We start from the raw sequence: 19,790 nt of genomic DNA on the forward strand, positions 1-19,790 counted from the left end.
ATCGACGCTGTGCGCGAGGTGCCAGCGGATCGAGCTGCTCGGCGAGCGATCGAGCGGGCTGGTCACGGGCTGGGCGTGGCTCTGTCCCGCAGGTAGAGCGCCTCCACCCGCTGCCGGGCCCACGGGGTCCGTCGCAGGAATTGCAGGCTCGATTTGATGCTGGGATCGTACTTGAAGCAGCGGATGTCGATCATGCGCCCGAGCTGCTCCCAGCCGTGCTGCGCGACCAGGTGCTCGAGGATCATCTGGAGCGTGACGCCGTGGAGAGGATTGTTGGGCTGGGGCTGCGTCATCTCGATGCTCGGGGGGCGATCGCCCCGGAGGGCCGGCGTGAGCCCGCTGTGTAGCACGTCGCGCGGCGCAGCGACGGGATCCCCCCGGCCTCTGGCCGCACCTCAGGCAGGCCCCGCTCGGCGCGGGCGCCGCAGGTCGCGCATCTTCTCCAGCTCGAAGAACCCAGCGAAGGCGATGCCGAGCAGCGGGTAGGGGAACAGGATCGCCATCGTGAGGAGCACGCCGAGGTGGAAGAGCCAGGCGGCGCCGCAGAAGACGACGGCGATGCGCCGGCTGAACAGGGCGAGCGGCGCGCCGAGCTCCATGGCCAGGCTCGCGAGCGCGAGCGGCGGGAACAGGAACCCGTAGCGGACAAGCGCGCCGCCGAGCGGAGAGTGCGTGTCGCCGAGCGCGATCTTCCGCACGTTGTCGTAAGCGACGTAGTTGCGGAGGATGTCGCTGAACGCCCAGTCGAGGCCGCTGTTCCGGAGCTTGGTGACCCCGGCGATGAAGTACGAGGTCACCGTGATCGCGCAGAGCAGCCGGAGCGGCCAGCCATAGCGGCCGTGGGGCGCGGGCGCCGATGAACCGGACCGCGGGCCTGCGTCCGCGCGGCCCGCGGCGCGCGCGTCGAGCGAGTACGCGTCGGCCGCGGCCGCGAGGCCGAGCGCGATGACGTGGAGCACGAGCAGGTTCTCGGTGTGGAAGACCATGCCCCACGAGTTGCGGTAGCTCAGCACCCAGAGCAGCAGCGCGCCGAAGAGCGGACCGGCGACGCGGAACTTGAAGCCGGCCACGAAGGCGGCGCCGGCCGCGATCGCCGCGCCGATGAGGGCGCGCACGGCCCAGAGCGGGAGCGGCGCGGAGAGCACCGAGATCACGCCGATCGGCCTGAAGCCCTCCGGCGGCAGGTGGCCCACCCGCTGGAGGTGCACCGCGCGGACGCACAGGTACACGAGCGCGAAGCCGCCGACCAGGAGCCGCACGATCGCGAGCCGCTCGGCGGGCGCCTCGGCGAAGAAGGCGCGGTCGAGGCGATCGAGGAGCCGCCTCATCGCGCGCCCACCTTGCAGGTCGCGTGGAGCTTCGCGTCGAGCGGGGTCTCCTGCCCGTCGAAGAACGCGATCGCGTCGAAGGTGTCGGTCCGGATCTCGACGGAGACGATGTCGGCGTGGCCGTTCTGCTGGGCGACGCGCGCCGCGATGCCGCGGCAGAGCGCGCGCGCCGCCCGGGCGCCCTGACGGATGCTCTGCGCCAGGGTGGCCCTGGCCTGCAGGACCTCCTCGCTGCCCACGAGGCGCGGCGGGATCGGCCGCCGCCCGCCCCGGGAGTCCACGCCGACGGCGCGCTCGACCGTCGTGCGGGCGTCGTGACGACCCCACGAGAACATCGGGTAGGTCGACAGCGGGAAGCTGTCCACGGGCGGCCGGCGGAGCAGCGGGGCGAGCATGAGGAGCAAGAGCCCCGCGGTCACGGCGTACGCGTACGCCCTGCGGTCGACCCAGCGAGCGCCCGCGCCCGGGTCCGCGCCGCCGCTGGGGCCCGCGCCGCCGCGGGCGACCGAGGCGGGGCCCCTCCTGCCGCCCTCGCCGGCGCTCACAGCGGCCCCGCCACCGGGGCGCTCCGCCCGGGCAAGAGCCCCAGCATCCTGCCGCCGTGGCCGAGCGCGGCCCAGGCGTGCTGTACGTAGTCGATGCGGATCCGCGGCGACGCCATGCTCTCGCTGAAGCCGCCCTCGATGATCTCGTCGCGGCTGCAGGCGAAGCAGGTCGCGGGCGACCACTGCTGCCGCACCAGGAACCCGAGCACCCGCTCCATCAGCGCCCTGTCGCGCGCGAGATCCTCGCCGCGCGCCGCCTTGACCGCCATCGCGGCGGCCAGCGCCTCGCCGAACCCCGCCGTCGCCGTGTTGTGCGGGGGGAGGACGTTGCCGAACCCGTAGCCGCCGACGAGGTCGGGCGCGACATCGCTTTCCTCGTCGAGCACGAGCCGCGACTTGAACGCCACGTAGTCGAGGCAGAACCGCTCGTAGTCGTCGCGGCGGTGACGGCCGAGCGCCGCGCGCGCCGCGAGGCAGTGCCAGTTCTCTTCCATGTACACGAAATCACTGGCGAAATGGTCCCAGTAACGGTTCGCGTAGTAGTCCATCGCCCGGTCGACGGCGGCGCGCACCTCGGCGGCGGGCGGGAGCTCGGGCGCCGGCGCGCGGGCGGCGAGGTCCTCGAGCAGCGCCAGCGCGAGCACCGACTGGCCGCCCTCGTAGAGCTGCGTCGGGCCGAGGACGGGCGCGACGCGCGCGAGATCGAGCTGCGGCGCGAAGCCGCCGTCGTCCCGCTGCGTCGCGAGCACCATGCGGGCGAGCCGGCCGATGAGCGCGTCGTGCGCCCCGGGCGCGTCGGGCGTGTCGCGGACGACGTCGCGGCACGAGAGGAACGCGACGAGGCTCAGCGCCGTGGGGTTGAGGTTCGCGATCGTCCCGCGGGTGTCCGGCGGGTAGAAGAGCGCGCCGACGGGGCCGCCGTCGCCGGACCGGCGCTCCAGCTTCGCGAGCAGCGCGAGCGAGCGCTCCACGGTCGTCCTGAGCGCCGGCGGCGCCGGGGCGCCCTCGGCGCCGGCGCCGAGCTCGCAGAGCGCGAGCGTGGTGCCGGCCTGCCGCGCGATCGAGAAGCCGTCGAACGAGGCGCGCCCGGTGAACGGGTCGACGATGTAGCGGAACATGCCGTCCTTCCGCTGCGCGCCGAGGATGTAACGCTCGGCCGCGGCCGCCGCCTGCTGGACTGTCGCGTCGGTGAGCTCCACCCCGGGCTCGCCGATCCGGGACAGGAGGTGGAGCGCGCCGGCGCTGTCGACCGTGTAGCTCAGCGTCTCGATCCGGAGGAGGCCGCTCCTCAGGGCGCGCTCTTCGGCGCCCGCGCCGGCAGGGCCGCCGGGCGGCTCGGGCTCGCCGAGGGCGCGGCGCAGGACCGCGAGGTCCACGCCGAAGCGGAAGTCGGGGACGCCGGCGAGCGGCGCGTTCGTGTTGAACGCGTCGACCGCGATGAGCTGCCACGGCATGAGGCAGCGCTCGGCGAGGCAGAGGCCGTCGAGCCCGGGGCGCAGCGACAGGCCGACGAGGCCCGGCCCGGGAGAGCCGAGCGGCTGGACGGCCGAGACGACGTCGATCTTGAGGGGGCCGCGCAGCGCGCCGGCGAGCGCGCCGCGCAGCGCGGCCGCGGCGTCCTCGCCGGGCGGGAGCTGGAGGCAGCGGGTGGCGACGCCGGCGCGGCCGCGCTCCTTCGCGCGGGCGAGGTGCGTGACGACGAGGGTGGGGCGGCCGGGCGCCGGGGGCGCGGCGCACGCGGCCGGCGCCGTGGTCATGAGCGGCGGCGCCTTGGCCGGCGCCGCGGGGAGCTCGTCGAAGGACGAGAGCGCCTCGCGCAGCGCGGCCCCGGTGCCGGACGGCGCGCCGCCCGGCACGGGCAGGACGTCGGCCTTGGCGGTGCGGTGGCGGAAGAGCAGCGCGAGCGCGGCCAGCACGATGAGCGCGGAGAGCGCGGCGAGGGCGGCGCGCGCGGCGCGCGGGGGCGAGCGCCGCCGGGGGGGAGCGAGGCCGCCCGTCGAGGCGACGCCCCAGCACGCGAAGGGCAGGGTGAGGAGCGCGACGACCCCCCAGACAGCGAGCAGCGCGGCCGCGATGCCGGCGCCGAGGCCGCGGTTCAGGGAGGCGACGTAGACGGCCGAGGAGAGGAGGCCGTAGCTCAGGAGCGCGAGGTAGCCGAGCGAGAAGAGCGACGTCACCCGGAACGCGCGCGGCGCGAGCGGGTGGGGGAGCAGCGAGAGCACGGCGGTCGCGGCGTGGAGCAGCGCGAGCGCGGCGGTGACAACGGCGAAGAGCGTCCACGACCGGAAGGGGAGGGAGAGCGCGGCCCAAGCGAAGAGGGGGGCGTGGAGGGCGCTGAGCAGGCCGACGGCCCAGCGGCGGGGCGGCGGGGGCGGGGAGGCGGCGCCGGGGGCGGCGCGCGCGGGGGGGGCCGCGGTTTCCGCGGCGCTGTCGGGGAGCGGCCCCGAGGGCGCGGGGGGGTCGGTGGTGGGCGCCTGCATGCTGCGGCGACGCTTATCACGGAGCCGCGTCTGCGCGGCGCTGCGGTCGCTCGGAGGCGCGTGGCGTTGTCGAGGCGCTCGCGCGGGCTCTGCGTGTCAGAAGCCCCGCCAGAGAAACCGGTCGATAATGAGCGGTCCTGGACATCAGTAACAATTCCCATGGGTTTTGCCTGTTTCGCCGCCGAGGGCGGCTCCGATGTAGCCCAACGCGGCGCCTTCCGCCGTCGCGTCGTCGAAGGGGCCGCGTGCGCTCCACAGCCTGCGGCGGCGGTGTCAGCGGCCGGCCTACGCGGACTGGAGCAAGATCGTGCCGCCGATGTCGGGGGTCGACCATGGCGGTGCTCTATACCGACATGGAGAACCGGAGCCTGAAGCGGAACTACCTCTGCCAGGACGAGCCGCGGTAGACGCCGCGGGGGTAGCGGGGGCCGGAAGGTTCGCGGCGGGACGGCTTCGTGAGCGCGGAACCGTGACGGTTTCGGCTCGGCCGCCGCGAGCCGACCTGGGGTCACGGCGCTCCTGACGGGAGCCGCAGGGTCGCCCTATCGTTCTCGAAGGTGTTCCAGCTGAGCAGCCGTCCTTCGGCGGTGATCTGGTACTGCTCGATCCGTCGCGAGCCGCGCGCGCCGATAAGCCAGACGGTACCATCGTGGTGGTCGTCCTCGTCGCCGTAATCGAAACGGACAGCATCGAGGGCGGCGCTCCACGAGCCCGTAGGCGGGATGCTCGACTCCTCATTGGCGGACAGGCGAACCACCGTCGCCCCCATGCGGTGGACGCTCACGCGGGGCGATCCGACCACGTGGGCAGCCGACTCCAGGATCGCCGCGACTTGCTCGAGCGAGGGCGCGAGCACGAGGTCCACGCGCGCCTCGTACACCTCCGGCTGCCGGTAGTGGCGCAGGAGCACGCCGCCCGAAGCGAAGTAGGCCTGATACCCGTCGGTCGCTTCGGAGACGACGGTGAGACCGAGCGACGCCGCGAGGGCGTCGCCCGTCGCGGGGCGGACCTTGACCCGGTATGCGCGATGCGCTTCCGCGGCCGAGAGCAACGCGCGCTGCTCGATGTATTTCTCGATCGAGGCGCTCTTGACGTTAGGCTGGGTGATCACCTCTCCCGCCTCGTTCATGAACAGGCCACAGACCCCCTCGCTGCCGATCGGCACCATCGTGCCGTCGAGATCAAGCGGGTCGTTCTCGTCGCGCATCGGCTCGTCATAGTAGATCCCGAGGGTATCCTCGCCCCACGACAGCCCGCCGTAGACGTGCTCGAAGTCGATGGCCGCAGCGAACAGCGGTCGATGGCACTCGGCCAGTCGGCGGGCGACGCTCTCGCGATCGCGTCCGCTGTCGTCGCGCTCGGCGGAGAGGAGGAACTGCTGAGCGCGAGGGGAAAACAGGTGCAGAGGCAGGGGAGGTCGCATAGGCTGTCCGTCAGCGGAACACGGGCACGTTCTGGATTGTGAACACTTGGGCGATGTTGGGCATGGCCTGCGCGGCGGCCTGCGGCGTCATGACCCGGTTCGACAGTCCCATGTTGCTCAGGGTCGGACCGCAGAAGTCGCACGGTGCCTTGTAGCTCCCCGAGGTCGGGCCGCCCTTGTTCATGGGCACGACGGCGACGACCCCCTGTTGGATCCGGTTCAACATGGTCGCGTTGCCGGGGTTCGGTTGCTTCGCGAGCCAATTGCGATAATCGGTGAGGGCCGCCGGCTCCGCACATTTTCCTCGCTGATCAGGGCTCGCCGTGGAGCCCTGAGGCAGCTGGTCCGCGGGGGGAATGTGGTTCGAGACGTCCGGGTGCACGTTCTGTGGGCTGCCACCAGAGTTGCGCCTCCACGCGTACAGGTTATTGCCGTTGGGGTCCTGCCCCACGAGCCGCTCCGGAGGCCCGTTGTTGGTTATCATGACACACTGACAGGGGACAAGGCCATGCGGGTCCGTCATCGTGTTGGGATCTCGCACATAACGGTACAAGTTGTGTCCGCCACGCAGCGAGATGGGGTCGTGCGACAGGTACCGGCCCGTGTCTGGATCGTAATAGCGAAAGTGATTATAGTGGAGGCCCGTCTCCTCGTCCTCGTACTGACCCGCGAAGCGAACGGCTGTGCGTACCTCGGAACCAGGGGCGGGCAACGTCCTGCCCAGCCCGGATCGTGCGAGCTCGCCCACGACGGCGCCGCGAGCGTCCACGAGGTGCGTCGGCGCTCCGTTCGGATCGTTCACGTAGTGCACCCACTCGCCGGCGGTCGCGCCGCGGGCGTCCCAGCGCACATCGCGGTGAGCGAGCACGACGGGGCCATCTCCCGCTACCCAGTACCTCCGATCGTCGACGACGGGGTTGCCCAGCTCGTCGGCCGAGCGCTTGATTTCCTGTATGACCGCCGCGCCATCCCACAGGAACCTGGTGGTCGAGCGGAGCGCGCCCCGCGCTCCCGGCGCTGGTGCCTCGAACACGCGCTTCTCGAGGCGGCGGCCGAGGGGGTCATAATGGTACTGCACCACCACTCCATCCGGACAGGTGACGCTGCTCAGGCGACCGGCGGGGTTCCAGGTGTATCGGCAGGCCCGCTTCGCGCCGTTATCGCCGGCGACGGACTTCTCGATCAGCTGACCGAGGTCGTCGTACTGGTAGTGTGTCGTGCCGTGCTCGAGGAGGCGGTTGCCTTGCTCGAAAACCGAGCTCGTGCTCCCGACGCGGACGATGTTGCCAGTGGCGTCGTACGCGTAACGATCCTCTCGGCCTCGCTCGCGAACCGCGCAGAGGAGCTGTCCGAGCGCATCCACCTCGTACTGGGTCTGCCCGTGGCGCAGATCCCAGTCCGCCCCTATGTGGCCGTCCAGCGAGTAGTGGTGGACTCGGCGCACGGAGAGCCCTCCTTCCCGCGACCCGACCCACTCGGGGTGGCCTGGCTCGACGGCGGGGGTCGTGAAGGGGCCACGCGCTCGCCGCTCTGCGAGGCGGCCCATCGCGTCGAACACGCTCTCCAGCCGTCCCCCTCCGGGTAAAACCCGCTCGACCTCGCGCCCGTAGACGTCCGAGCGGCTCTCGACCTCGTGCGCCTCACCCAGGAGGTAGCGGCGCACAAAGGCATTGGGCCCCTCCGTCATCGCGATCGCGTGACCGAGCGACGTCATCGTTACGTGCGCGCGACCTTCTCGCCCGCGCGCAACCGAGAGCGCCTCTCCGCGCACGAGCTGCGTCTCGCGCAGGATCCTCCCCGCGGCGTCCCTCTGAAACTGCACCTCCACATCTGGGCCGACCGCCCGAACGAGATCTCCGCACTCATCGTACTCGAGCGCTTCTGTCGTACCGTCGGCGTAGCGTCGCTCAACGACCATGCCGGAGGCGTCGCGGACGAACTCCATGGTCTCCCCCGTCCCGCCGATGACGGCGACGAGCCGCCCCGCGAGATCGCGGCGGTACCTCCTCCGTACGCCGTCGAAGGTCACCTCCGCGACGAGCCGGCCGCTCGCGTCGTGCTCGTAGTGGTGCTTCTCTCCCTTCGGGTTGACGAGCGCCACCGGGAGCCCGTCGAGATCGTAGAGCATGCGCGTGACCCCGCCTGCCTCATCCACGATCTCGCAGAGCTTGTTGTACCCTCCCCACCGGAACGAGCGGACGCGCCCGCTGGGCCAGGTGACCTGCGTCATCTTAGCTTCACCATCGTAGGCGTATCGCGTCACACCGCCCAACTCGTCGTAGGTCGCGACGTGATCGCCCCGGCCTGAATAGGCGAAGCGGACAACCGCGCCGAGAGGATCGGTCACCGACGTCCTGCGCCCCAGCGCGTCGTAGCCGAACCGGGTGATCGCGCCGCTCGACTCGAAGGCCGCGGTCATATTGCCGTGCGCGTCGTAGTCGAAGCGCGTGGAGTGTCCGTGTGAATTGATGATCTCCTTGATAAGTCCACGCTCGTCATGACGATACGACGTAATCGCGCCCGTGGGATCTACGACGAGCTCAGGGTTGCCCCGCTGGTCCCGCTCAATCCGCGTGACGCCGCCCGCAGGATCAACGATCTCGACAGGCAGGCCGTAAGCGCCGCGCGCGATGAAGGTGCTGCGCCCCTTCGGATCGGTGAGCCGCGTGAGCTGACCGCGGTCGTCCAGCTCGTAGAGCGTCGTTCCTCCGAGCTCGTCCGTACGGCTGGTCAGGTGACCCGCGGCGTTGTACGTGCAGCTGATCACGCCTTGCCCCTCAACGCGTTTGTCGAGTAGGCCGTGCTCATTGCCGAAGAACCGTCGCACCCGCGCCGAGTCTGCGACCTCGCTGTACCCGTTGTCGAGGTACTCCATCTTGCAATGACTGATGCCCTTGACCCGTGTCCGGCCGTCCGCCAGCACCTGCGGCAGTCCCTCCGCCAGGCTCGGATCGCGCTCGCCGGGGTACTCGCCCCATGACTCGATGCAGCGCCGGTGCCTGTCGTACACGAAATAAAACGTGAGACCGGCGCGATCCGTGTCCTTCGTGAGCAGGTGTTCTTCATCGTATTCGTAATGTGAGGAGAATCCGTCCGTGTCCCTGCATTCCACGAGGTTCCCGTGACCGTCGTACCGGTACGTCGCGAAGGTGAGCCATGCGCCGCCGGCCACGGCGTTCTTCGTCTCGATCGAGGCGATGCGCCCTTCAGGGGTGGTGTGGACACGGAGGCTCCGCCCGGCGCTGTCCACAATCGATGCGATCTTGCCCTGTTGATATATGATCGTGATTCGATTCTTGTTCCGGTCCTCGATCGCGCTGAGGCGATACCGGAGACCAGGCTCGTCGCGCTCGCAGAAAGTGCGGTACACGTCGTCATTTGCATCGACCACGAACCCCCAGGCCTCTCGGCGGAGCGCCCAGCCAAAGGGGCCCACGACCTCGTCTCCCGGCCGGATCATGGGGAACTCGACGGGCATGCCTTGCTCGTTCCAAACCACGAGACTCCGCCGGCGCACCTCGACCTCCCAGCCGATGGTGTGACCCCAGCCGAAGCCAAGGCCCGTGTCCCGAGCCGCCATGGTCGTGGAGTACATCCGTCGGAAGAGAAGCGGCAGGGGCCCTGGTAGGTGCACGTCCACAGTCGGGTAGGTGAACGCTCGTCCGGTGACGACGTCGACTGGATGCGATGCGTACCCGCATTCGGGATGCTTCTCGTAGTCCGGGGCGCCCTTCCCGCCGCCGCCGGCGCCCTTGCCCCCATTGCTGCCGCCGGCGCTCTGATCGCCGCCCTTCCCGCCGCCGCCCGCGCCGCCGCTTCCTCCGCCGCCCGCGCCGCCGCCCATGACGAAGACGCCGGGGTTCATTCCTGGGATGGCGGGGATATTCGGTACAGGAGCCGTGCGCGCCATGGCGGAATGATCTCAACGGGAGCTGCAGGAGGCAAGCATCTCAGGCGACCACCGGACGGGGCGGGCCTCGGCCGCCTCTGTGCCAGCATGCAGGAGCCTCCTCGCGGCTCGTTTTCCCACCGCTCACCGTGGCGTCCGCGGTTCCGCCATGGCGTCGCTAGGCAGCATCGCGGCGAAAGGGTCGTCGACCGGGAACGCCCTCGCGCTTGCCTCCCCGGCACAGGCCTGCTGCTTGCCGGCGGCACTTTCCCGGATGCTTCCGCGGCGCTTCGGCACGCAACCGCCGCGCGCGGGCGATCTCAGCAGAGCTCGCGAGCGCTGGCGAGCGGCAGGGCTGCGGCAGCGAGTCGACCCGAGCGGCGGGCTCGATGTTCGGCCTAAGCTTGCTCACCCCTCCGGTGCCACCGGCAGCCCGAGCAGCCGACCGAGCGCCTCGTGAACGACCCGGGCCCCCACCTCATCCCCAAGGGCGACGGCGCGGCTCAGGGTGCAGGCGAGCGAGGCGACCACCGCAGCCCGACGCGACGGCTCGGTCACGGCGAGCTCCCCAAGCCGGGGGCTTGGCCCTTGGGCCCGGGTTGGGCCCATGCCTTCTGAGGGGGTGCGATCCGTCGTCATGCCCTCCCCCAATCCCCGGGGAAGTGACGGATCGCACCGGTTCGCCACCGCCGAACAGTCCCGCCAGGATTTTCGCTCGGAGTACGGACGGCATCCTCGACCCCGGGAAGGTGATCGGGCCGCCCGGAGGCTGGAGGGATGGACCTCGAGTGGACGGTGGACGGGGCATTCGAGGCGCTCTCGGGCCTCGCGCGCCGCGGCCTCCTGGAGGTGGCGTTCGGCGGAGGAGAGCCGCTGGCATTTGCCGGCTTCGACGAGCTCTTGACGCGCCTCGCCGAACGGACCGGGCTCGCTCTCTACTTCACCACGAACGTTCACCACGAACGGCACGTTGCTCACGGAGCGGAGGCTCCCTCACGACAACGGCTTCAGCGCGTGACGGGCCTCAATCGGCTCCGGCGAGCAGCCGCTCGATCTCGTGCATCGTCTCGACGTCATCGCCGACCATCGCCTTCATCGACTGGATCCTGCGGCACACGATCGCGGCGATCTTCTCTTCGACGGTACCGTCGGCATAGGCCCAGTAGACCTGCGCAAAACGTCCATCGCGGTGACAGCGGCCCTCGATCTGCGCCATCTGGATCGCCGACCACCGCAGATCGTGGATCACCTCCGAGCGCGGGACCTCGTTGTGCTCGCCCTGGTGGAGCGAGATCCCTTCTTCCACGGTGAAGAGCACGACGCGCGGCTCGCCGCGCTGGAAGCGGAGGCGCTCGGCCTCCTTCTCGCCGGCCGGCATGGCGCCGTGGATCAGCGCGCACGGGACGCGCTCGCTGGCCAGCGCGGCCTGCACGGCCTCGAGCGTCTCCAGGAAGGCGACGGAGACAGCGACCTGATGCCCGTTGTCGAGCAGCTCATTCACGAGCTCCACGGTGCCCGCCACGCGGATGAGCGAGCTCTTCTGCCGCAGGCGCAGCGTCGCGGCGAGCGCCGACCTCGGGTTCGCGCCCTTCGGCACGAGCTCCATCTCCCGGCGGAACGCGGTCCACGCCTGCGCGTAGAGCGCGCGCGCGGAGGCGTCGAGCTCGATGGGGGTGAGGATGCGGTTGATCTCGGGCCAGCCGGCCACGTCCTCCGGGCGGCGCCGCATCCCCACCGCGGGACGGCCGTCGAACAGGAGCGCGCGCACCTTCTCGCAGTCCGCCGGATCGCCGCGCCAGTCCCACCTGCCGAACGCGCCGCGTGTGACCCCGAGCCCCTGGCCTTCGCACCACTGCTCGAAGTCCTTGAGATCCGCGGAGCGGCTCCCTGTCGCGCTCGCCAGGAGCGGCGCGAGATACGATAGCTCCAGCGGGTTCTGCCCCGCGGTGGCCGAGAGCCACAGCACGAACCCTGCGCGTGCGTTGAGCTTCACCGCGAGCTTGGAGCGCGCCGCCGCCGGGTTCTTGCAGCGGTGGCTCTCGTCCCAGATCACCACGTCGAACTCCGCGGCGCTGCCGGCGCGCGCGAGGCCCTTCTTCGATCGGATCCTCCGCCGCGCCTCCGGGGTCACTTCGAAGAGCTTGCCGAGCCGATCATAATTGATGATCACGATCTCTTTGCCAGCGTCGCCCATCGCCTGGACCGTGCGGCGCCAGTGCGCGACGACGGCGAGCGGGCAAACGATCAGCACCGTCGCGACGTCCGGCATCCGGAGGACCGCGTCCCAGGCGGTGATCGTCTTGCCGAGGCCGACGTCGTCGGCGAGGAGGAACCCGGCGCGCCTCTCGGCCTTCGCGGCGGCGATGGCCCGCACGCCGTCCAACTGGTGCGGGCGGAGGACGATCGCCCCCGCGGGGGCGGCCGGCGCGGGCGCTGGGTCGTCGTTGAGCTCGCGCTCGATGCGTCGCTCCCACGAGTACGGCGCGGCGCGGAACGGCGCGAGGGCCGGCGGGAGCGTCTCTGCGCGAGCGACGAACACGCCGTGCTCCGCTTCCCAGCGCGCGCCGCTCGCGGACGCGACAGCGCGCATCGCGAACGGGACGTCGAGCACATGGGCACGCTCCGGCGCCGCACGCGGAGCAGCGACCGCTGGAGCGGTCGCGCCGGCGGCTCTACGGGGGGCCGAGACCGTTCGCTTGGCGCGCATCGTCGTCATGACGGCCCTGATACCAGCGCGGCCGCGCGCTTGCGCAGGAATCGTCCTTCATGGCGAGGGGTCGACCTCCGTCGCGACCGTGAAGTGCTCGCGCCAAGCGTGACGCCTGGGGTGATACAGCGCCACGAGGGGGCCAGTCTTCGGATCGATGGACGCGATGTCAGGCCCCTTCTTCAGATTGCAATGGATACAGCAGAGGCACAGAGTGGCAACATCGTCGGGTCCACGACGTTGCCTCCCGATGATGTGGTCGACTTGATGGGGGACGATTGAAGCTTCTTGAGGAAGCCGGCAGTACTCACACGCGCCCTGGGCGCGCCGTTGTACCGTCTCCCGCACATCGTTCGAGAGCTTCACGAAGCCGCGCGCATCGTCCAGAACTCCTCGGCCTCGAGCTTGAGGAGGCTGAGCCTGTCGTTCAAGCGGACGATCTCTGCGTATTCCCTTTGCTCCTCCGGGGTGAGCGCGCCTTCGGTGCTCTTCTGCGCGAGCTCCTCGACGCGCGGGGCCAGGTCTTTGCTGACGGCATCGAGCGCCGCCTCGAGCTGTTCGAGGGTTCGCCTTTCCATGAGGTTCTCCGTCCGACGTCGGCGCGGAGAGCATGCCGTCCCTCCGCCGTCGCCGTCCGTTGCAACCACGAAGCACCCGGCCCAGCGCTCGACGTCCTCTGTCCGGAAGAGACACTCGATGTAGGCCTTGAGTACCCGCCGGCCTGGATCAGCGAGGCGGACGAGCAGGAGCCCGTAGTGTGTTCCAGGGGCGAACTGCCGCAGATCCGAGAAGTCGAGATCCTGCGTAACCAGAAAACGCTTGTCCGCCTGAGCCGCCGCCCACACGCCGGCGTCTGGCGACCCCTGAAGCCCCTCTTGCTGCACCGAGTCCGCGTCGTGGCCGAGCTGCACAAGCGCCTCGACCAGGGATGTCGGCAGATTCTCGTCCAGTTTGATGCGCATCAGAATCCGACGACCTTGGGCGCCGGTAGGTCTTCCCGGACGGAATCCGCGGCGAACGCGATCACTGCGCGCACGTCGTCCGCGGTCAGGGTCGGGTAGTCGCTGAGGATGTCCTCGATCGCGTCGCCGTCCGACAGGCTGGCGAGCAGCGTGCGGAGCGTGACCCGCGTCCCCTTGATGACCGGCTCGCCCCCGCAGACGAGAGGATCTCGCACGATTCGGTCGCGATGGTTCATGACGTGAACTCTACGACAATTTCGGCTCGGCTTCAGCAGCCTCTGCTGCCGACGTGCGCGCCGACCGCGCATGCCCGCGCGTGACATTGTCCGCTTCTTCCAATTCCCAACCCGGGCGCGTCGCTAGCATCGCGGTCATGAAGATCCTCGTCACCGGAGCGACCGGAAAGGTCGGAAGCCGTCTCGCAAAGCGCCTCGCCCGCCGGGGCGATCATGTCCGCGCCCTCGTGCGCGATCCGGACCGCGCCGCCGAGCTGCGCGAGCACCAGGTCGAGATCGTGAAGGGCGATCTCCTCGACGAAGCCTCGCTCGCGCCCGCGGTGCGCGGCATCGACGCGGTCGTCCACTGCGCCGCCTTCTTCCGCGGCGCCACCCCGGAACAAGCGCACACCGTCAACGACCTCGGCACGCAACGACTCGCGGCCGCCGCCCGCGCCGCGAACGTGAAGCGCTTCGTCTTCACCAGCACCGGGTTGGTCTACGGACCGAGCGGCGGCCGCCTCGCCCGCGAGGGCGACGACTGCGCGCCGCTACCGGGCTACCCCGCGAGCAAGCTCGCCGCCGAACGCGCGCTCCTCGCCCTCGAGGGCCTCGATGTGCGCGTCCTCCGCCTCCCCTTCGTCTACGGCGACGGTGATCCGCACATCGAGGAAGCGATCCCGATGATGCGCGGCTGGGCGCCGTCGCAGCGCATGGCCGTGATTCATCACGCCGACGTCGCGCAGGCTGTCGCGCGCGTGCTCGACACCGCATCGCCTTCGCACCGCATCTACAACGTGGTCGACGACGAAGCCCCCGACGTCGCCACCCTCTTCGCGTCGGTCGGCGCCCCACCGCCCGACGGCTCGGCCGGCGAAGCGGCCCGAGCCTTCGAGGTACTCCTGGACGGCCGCCGCATCCGCGAAGATCTCGGCTTCAAGCCCGAGTTCCCGCGCCTCCAGGATGCGATTGCGGCGGGCGCGTGATGTTCTCCAGTCGTCCAGGTAGGCGGACGCGCATGCCTCGACACGCGCGCCATCGACCATAGTCGGTCAACGAGCGCCCCGGAGCCGGGGACCGGACGCCGGGGGCGCGGCACGACGTGGAGGCGGGCGGCGGGGAGGAGCGGTGAGCGAGACGAGCGGTCAGTTGATGTCGAAGAACTCCTGGCAACAGCCCTGCGTGAGGTGACACACCTCCCTGGGCGCGCCCTCACACGTCCCGACCTCGACTCCCTCGACGAGACACGAGCACATCGTCGTGCCGTCCTCGGACGGCCCGCACTTGACCTCGTGCTTCTTGCTGAGGCACGTGGACGAACACGCGCACTCGTTGCCCTCCAGGCCGTGCGGGTATTCGCACTTCAGGCCGCGGCAGCCGTGAGCGTCGAGGCACGCGGAGTACGCGTCCTTCTCGTCCTGGCAGTCGGCGGGCAACCCCTCCTTACAGGTGGAGGCTTCAGGCAGCCAGCACGAATAGTACGCGACGAGCTCGTCCTCGCACGCGGGGCGGGACAGCGGGATGACCACCAAGCCACAGCTGGCGCCGCAGTCCAGATCCGGCGGATCGCAGCCGTACAGCTTGTGCGACTCACAGATAGCCAAGCACGCCTGCATAGCGCTCGGGCCTTCCGCTTCGCCGCCGCCGCTGCCGCCGCTGCCGCCGTCGCCGACCATGGTGGTCCCGGTGCTGCCGCCGGTGCCGCCGCTGCCGCCGTCGCCGACCATGGTGGTCCCGGTGCTGCCGCCGGTGCCGCCGCTGCCGCCGTCGCCGACCATGGTGGTCCCGGTGCTGCCGCCGGTGCCGCCGCTGCCGCCGTCGCCGACCATGGTGGTCCCGGTGCTGCCGCCGCTGCCGCCGCTGCCGCCGCTGCCGCCACCGCTGCTGCTCGGCCCGCCGCCGCTGTCACTGCACGCCACCACCAGCGTGGACAGGGCCATCATCGACACGAGCCAACCGGTGCGAACTTCACGTTTCATTGCAATCTCCTTGGCTTGTCATCGGTGCATTCGCCGCCATCGGCCACCTTGCCCACGAAGACCGTGGAGCACTCAGGGTGCGAGTCGAACAGAGCGTCGATATCGAGGAAGTCCGCACAGGTGTTCTTCAGTACGGCAATGCAGCGCGCGGCTTTCTCGTACTCCTGGACGGAGGGGGCCGAGTGGCCGGGCAGCTTTCCCGGTCCCATGGGGCGTGCCGCCACCCGCCGCCTGCGACGCAGTTCCGGCGACGCTTGCGCGACGCGGAGCAGGTCGGATGTGGATGCGAGGCGAGCGGCCGATCCGTGATGGGAGCGGCGCCCTCACCTCGCTCGGCGTACACCCATCGACATCGCAACATCGCAACGAGCGTGCCACGGAGATCTGGCCTGTGACGCTCCGGCGCGACGAGGGGGCGCCCGTCCCGGCGGAGCGCGGGAGCGGTCGCCTCGTCGCGTCCGGGGCGCGGGCATCGGCGCGCGATGGCAGTCCTTGCCGCTTTTGCCTCCCGGGGGGCTGGCAAGCCTTGCCATGAAGGCAACGCTTGCCATGCGCACGCCGGTCCAGGGCGAGTCCCACGGCGTGCTCGATCCGGGGCGGCCGCGTCGGCCGTCCTGCGCAGCGCCGTCGGCCGTCCTGCGCAAGCCCCGGCGCCCTCCTGCGCGGCCCCGGCGCCCTCCTGTGCCGCCCGGCGCCCTCCTGCGCGGGCCCGGCGCCCTCCTGCGTGGCCCCCGGCGCCCTCCTGTGCGGTCCCGGCGCCCTCCTGCGCGGCCTCGGCGCCCTCCTGTGCACCGCCGTTGGTGTCCTATGCAACACTCGCCGCCGTCCTACGCGGCCCCGTGCCCCTCCTGCGCGGCCCCGGCGCCCTCCTGCGTGGCCCCCGGCGCCCTCCTGCGCGGCCCCCGGCGCCCTCCTGCGCGGCCTCGGCGCCCTCCTGTGCACCGCCGTTGGTGTCCTATGCAACACTCGCCGCCGTCCTACGCGGTCCCGTGCCCCTCCTGGGCGCCTCCATTGGTGTCCTTTGTTACAACCGTCCGGCTCCTGCGCAGCCCCGGTGGTCTCCCGCGCAGCCCCGGTGGTCTCCTGCGCAGCCCCGTCGCCGTCTCGGGTGCCTTTTGTGGTTGCTGCGCAACCCTTTCTCCCTTCCGGCTCGCCGTCTTCCGTTCCGTCGTCCTGCTACCCGAGCATCGGCCTCGTCGCGCTGCACGCCGGGATGACCGTGCGCGACAGCGAGATCGAGACGTCCGACGGTGGCCAGGGCGGCGACGGCGGCGAGCCGCAGCGAGGCGGACGGCGGGCTCTCGAGCGTCGGCGGCAAGGGGGCTGACGGATTGCCCGGCGGCGCGGAGGACGGGCGCGACGGCGGCCCGGCGCGGTCGGCCGGTGAGACCATCCGGTGCCGTAGTGAAATCTCCAGGGCCGTGCTCCAGGTCCACACGGCAGCATGTGGAGCGCACTCGCCAGGGACCGGCGGCAAAGAAACGAGGGCTGTCATGAGGTGCCGTGCACAGGTGCTGTTTCAGGTGGGCGCGTGGGCGTGGGTCGTCACCGGGATCGGGCACCTCGCGATCACCGCGCTGCTGCTCGGTCGCCCCGCGACGCCCGCCGCGGAGACCGCGGTCCTGGACGCGATGCGGGCGCACCGGATGTCCATGATGGGGCTGTCGCGCGACCTGCTCGGCCTCTTCAGGGAGTTCAGCGTGGTCATGGGCCTGGTGCTCGCGCTTCACGGCGCCGTCTGCGTGCTCGCCGCGCCGGCCCTCGCCGCGCTCGCTGCTGTGGTGGCGCTGAACGCGGCGGTGTCGCTGGCGCTGCTGGCTATCGCCGTCCGCGCGTTTTCGCCGCCGCCGATCGTGATCCTGCTGGTCGCGACGGCGTGCTTCGGCGCGGCGCTCGTGGTGCGCTGAGCGTGCGGGCGAAGATAGCCCATAGCCCAGCGCAGTCGCCACGAGCGGCCAACCGGGAGGGAGCCCTTGCTTTGGCCGGGCCCAGAACGACGACCACCTGTACAGAAGCGCGATCTTTTCGTTCCGGCTCAGGGATCCGAGGAACTCCCGCCGCTTGGACTCAGGAAGAGAGGCCAGCACCTCGGCGGGGGAACGTCCCTCCGGCATGTGGAGGCGCGCCCTCACAAGGGACCCGCGGCCTCCAGGTGCTCGATCCGCATCCTGAGGTCCCGGACCGCTGGCTCCATGTCCTCGACCCGATCCGCGAGCGAGAACTCGGAGCTCAGCAGCGACTGGATCGACTCCCGGGAGACGAACCAGCGGCGGCCGTTCCGGAAACGGAGGGGCGTCCCCCTCTGCCCGGACGCGGCCTCGCAGAGGCGGAGGGCTCGACGACCCCGCTGCCGGCCTCGGTAGCCCAGGAGGTCCGCCAGCTGGGCCATGGTGAGCAAGGGCGCGTCACCGGTCACGAGGCACCTCCTGGAAGGCCTGGAGGGCCGCCTTGAGCTCCTGCCGGGCCTTGTCGCGGAGCTCCAGGAGGGCGGGGTCACGGCGGGCCACGAGGCTGAGGAGCTGCTGCTGCTCGTGGTCCAGGAGCACAAGGCCGGTGACCTCGGAGAGGGCAGCGGCGAACTGCGCGTGGTGCCGGCGGTGGGTCAAGGCCGCCCGAAGGGCCCTGACCTGGCGGGTGGGCAGATGGGAGAGGCGCCGCTGGATGTCCCGGTGCCGGCGCAGGTCGTCGAGGAGCTCATCATCGATGAGGGCCTCGGGATCGTAAACCGCGCCGGAGGCCCCGGACATCATCAAGTTGATGAAGGACCTGAAGTTGGAGCGGGCGCCCGGCGTACTGTTGAATAACCAGTTTAGTTCCGAGCCCTCCGAGGGCGACGATGATGCGGGCCATCTCCGCGGCGGTCATGGGCGGGGTAGAAGGCGATACCATCGGGGATACTTTAGCATGGGATGGGTATAGATTGACCCATCCTGACCAGTGGGTGACGTGCTGACCGGAGCGTGACCTGATGGGAGATCGGTGATCTGACCGGTGGCGGGGATCAGGACCAAGCAGGCTCGTCCTTGACGTGGCGAGGGGGCGGGCTCGAGGTGCTCCTCAGGGGGGAGCACATGAGGCGGCTGCTATGCGTGTTGGGTCTGCTGGGACTCGCGGGGATGGCGACGACGATGGGATGTGGAGCAGCGCCGGAGGCGGACGAACGTGGAGAGCCCAGAGAGCCTATCGACGAGGTTGAGATGGCTGTCTCACTGGACGAGTGCAACCGAGCGTGTCGGAACGGTCAGCAAGCGATGGAGCAATTTTGCTCCCAGCTACCACCGGATCCTCGCTTGAGGGCCGGTTGTTGGGCGGCGGCGAAGGGTAGCTTGGTCGCGTGCCTCGGCTGGTGCTACTGGCACTACGGTACTTGAAGAGAACGTCCGCTTGACACCCTTCGGGAAGGGGCTGCAAGGTGCGTTCTATGCAGGACGACACCCCGCTCGAACCCATCGCAGAACGCCGCCTCTCGGTCGTAGGAGAGCCCGGCCGGATGGTGACCGTGACCATCGGCAAGCCCATGCTGAAGCCGTCCGGCGACTGGGCGTGTCCGGTAGATATTCAGGGACTTCACGAAGCGGTGCGAGATTCGGCCTACGGCGTAGACGCCGTGCAAGCTCTCCAGCTCGCCCTTGAGGGAGCTCGTCAGACCCTCAAGAAGTCTGGACTTGCCGTCACCTGGTGCGACGGAGAGCCCGGAGAGACGGGACTGCCCATCGTCGTGCCGTACATCTTCGGCCGCGCCTTCGACGAAAGGATGGAGCAGCTCATCGACGAGGAGATCCAGACGCTCGTGGACGAGAAGAAGGCGCGCGGGGGGCAGGGAGCGGTGGGGTGAGATCGTCGGCTGAATGATACCGCTGTCAGGGAGAACCGTCTCTTTTGTTCCTCAGCAAACCTGATGAACGAGAAAAGGGCGCGAGGCGCTGCCGGGGACGAGCACGTGACGCGTTATGCCTGGTCGGCGAGCGGCATGCTCACGAAGGTCGAGGGGCCGGGCGGGACGACGGTCGAGCTCACGTACGATGCGTTCGCGCGAAGGATGAAGAAGACCGTGTGGCAGCGGGGAGAGGGCGGTGAGGTGCGCCTCCTGCGCACGACGCGCTTCTGCTGGGACGCGATGACCCTCGCGCACGAGATCGCGTCGACCCCCGAGGGGAAGACCGAGGAGCGCACCTACTGCTTCGATGAGAGCGGGGCTCCGTGGGCTCACCGCGACACGATGCACACCGGGGAGGGGCCGGTCGTGGGGCCGTGGCTCTTTT

The 19,790-nt window shown here is 70.4% G+C and carries 18 protein-coding genes; 3 read left to right on the forward strand and 15 right to left on the reverse strand.

All coding sequences use genetic code 11. The annotated features are described in order from the left end of the window. Positions 1-62 precede the first annotated feature (62 nt). The 10 genes from WMF42_RS09105 to WMF42_RS09150 form a co-directional block, all read right to left on the reverse strand. Entirely contained in the window at positions 63-293 is a 231-nt protein-coding gene (locus WMF42_RS09105) for a VF530 family DNA-binding protein (RefSeq protein ID WP_437691489.1), read from the reverse strand. Between the two features lie 102 nt (positions 294-395). Further along, on the reverse strand, positions 396-1,328 hold the full coding sequence (locus tag WMF42_RS09110; protein WP_437691491.1) for an HTTM domain-containing protein: 933 nt from the start codon (positions 1,326-1,328) through the stop codon (positions 396-398). Next, positions 1,325-1,873: a hypothetical protein gene (locus WMF42_RS09115; RefSeq protein ID WP_437691492.1), complete on the reverse strand. Its 549-nt coding sequence runs from the start codon at positions 1,871-1,873 to the stop codon at positions 1,325-1,327. The genes WMF42_RS09110 and WMF42_RS09115 overlap by 4 nt, the downstream gene beginning before the upstream one ends. Further along, the gene (locus tag WMF42_RS09120; protein WP_437691494.1) at positions 1,870-4,353 is read right to left on the reverse strand and encodes a hypothetical protein; all 2,484 of its coding nucleotides are present in this window, start codon (positions 4,351-4,353) and stop codon (positions 1,870-1,872) included. The genes WMF42_RS09115 and WMF42_RS09120 overlap by 4 nt, the downstream gene beginning before the upstream one ends. A 508-nt stretch (positions 4,354-4,861) precedes the next feature. Continuing rightward, positions 4,862-5,776, reverse strand: coding sequence for a hypothetical protein (locus tag WMF42_RS09125; RefSeq protein WP_437691495.1), 915 nt, complete (start codon positions 5,774-5,776; stop codon positions 4,862-4,864). A gap of 10 nt (positions 5,777-5,786) precedes the next feature. Beyond that, the gene (locus WMF42_RS09130) at positions 5,787-9,686 is read right to left on the reverse strand and encodes an RHS repeat-associated core domain-containing protein (protein WP_437691497.1); all 3,900 of its coding nucleotides are present in this window, start codon (positions 9,684-9,686) and stop codon (positions 5,787-5,789) included. A 1,003-nt stretch (positions 9,687-10,689) separates the two neighbouring features. After that, positions 10,690-12,276, reverse strand: coding sequence for an SNF2-related protein (locus WMF42_RS09135; protein ID WP_437691499.1), 1,587 nt, complete (start codon positions 12,274-12,276; stop codon positions 10,690-10,692). A 153-nt stretch (positions 12,277-12,429) separates the two neighbouring features. After that, entirely contained in the window at positions 12,430-12,738 is a 309-nt protein-coding gene (locus WMF42_RS09140; RefSeq protein ID WP_199693671.1) for an HNH endonuclease, read from the reverse strand. Then, on the reverse strand, positions 12,735-13,334 hold the full coding sequence (locus WMF42_RS09145; protein ID WP_437691501.1) for a DUF5615 family PIN-like protein: 600 nt from the start codon (positions 13,332-13,334) through the stop codon (positions 12,735-12,737). The genes WMF42_RS09140 and WMF42_RS09145 overlap by 4 nt, the downstream gene beginning before the upstream one ends. Continuing rightward, positions 13,334-13,570: a DUF433 domain-containing protein gene (locus tag WMF42_RS09150; RefSeq protein WP_061608191.1), complete on the reverse strand. Its 237-nt coding sequence runs from the start codon at positions 13,568-13,570 to the stop codon at positions 13,334-13,336. Before WMF42_RS09150 ends, WMF42_RS09145 begins: the two co-directional genes overlap by 1 nt. Positions 13,571-13,623: 53 nt before the next feature. Between WMF42_RS09150 and WMF42_RS09155 the strand changes: the two genes are divergently transcribed. After that, positions 13,624-14,535, forward strand: coding sequence for an NAD-dependent epimerase/dehydratase family protein (locus WMF42_RS09155; RefSeq protein ID WP_233561463.1), 912 nt, complete (start codon positions 13,624-13,626; stop codon positions 14,533-14,535). Positions 14,536-14,694: 159 nt separating this feature from the next. Here WMF42_RS09155 and WMF42_RS09160 read toward each other — a convergent pair whose 3' ends face one another. Beyond that, entirely contained in the window at positions 14,695-15,528 is an 834-nt protein-coding gene (locus WMF42_RS09160; RefSeq protein WP_437691504.1) for a hypothetical protein, read from the reverse strand. Continuing rightward, a complete protein-coding gene (locus WMF42_RS09165; protein WP_437691506.1) occupies positions 15,525-15,737 on the reverse strand; it encodes a hypothetical protein in 213 nt (70 codons plus the stop codon). The genes WMF42_RS09160 and WMF42_RS09165 overlap by 4 nt, the downstream gene beginning before the upstream one ends. A gap of 1,284 nt (positions 15,738-17,021) precedes the next feature. Here WMF42_RS09165 and WMF42_RS09170 point away from each other — a divergent pair. After that, positions 17,022-17,435 carry an LIC_13387 family protein gene (locus WMF42_RS09170; RefSeq protein WP_437691508.1) on the forward strand — a complete coding sequence of 138 codons (414 nt, stop codon included), beginning with the start codon at positions 17,022-17,024 and terminating at the stop codon, positions 17,433-17,435. Positions 17,436-17,656: 221 nt separating this feature from the next. On the opposite strand, the gene WMF42_RS09175 is transcribed toward WMF42_RS09170, so the two are convergent. Beyond that, a complete protein-coding gene (locus WMF42_RS09175; protein WP_437691510.1) occupies positions 17,657-17,917 on the reverse strand; it encodes a hypothetical protein in 261 nt (86 codons plus the stop codon). A gap of 16 nt (positions 17,918-17,933) precedes the next feature. Further along, entirely contained in the window at positions 17,934-18,278 is a 345-nt protein-coding gene (locus WMF42_RS09180; protein WP_437691512.1) for a hypothetical protein, read from the reverse strand. A gap of 671 nt (positions 18,279-18,949) precedes the next feature. On the opposite strand from WMF42_RS09180, the gene WMF42_RS09185 reads away from it, so the two are divergent. Continuing rightward, entirely contained in the window at positions 18,950-19,363 is a 414-nt protein-coding gene (locus WMF42_RS09185; protein ID WP_437691514.1) for a DUF6968 family protein, read from the forward strand. A gap of 113 nt (positions 19,364-19,476) precedes the next feature. On the opposite strand, the gene WMF42_RS09190 is transcribed toward WMF42_RS09185, so the two are convergent. After that, complete coding sequence (locus WMF42_RS09190) at positions 19,477-19,701, reverse strand: hypothetical protein (RefSeq protein WP_061610354.1); 225 nt, start codon at positions 19,699-19,701, stop codon at positions 19,477-19,479. Positions 19,702-19,790: the final 89 nt, after the last annotated feature.

The sequence above is a fragment of the Sorangium sp. So ce176 genome (genome assembly GCF_051519835.1).
In the GTDB taxonomy this organism is placed as follows: Bacteria; Myxococcota_A; Polyangia; order Polyangiales; family Polyangiaceae; genus Sorangium; species Sorangium cellulosum_G.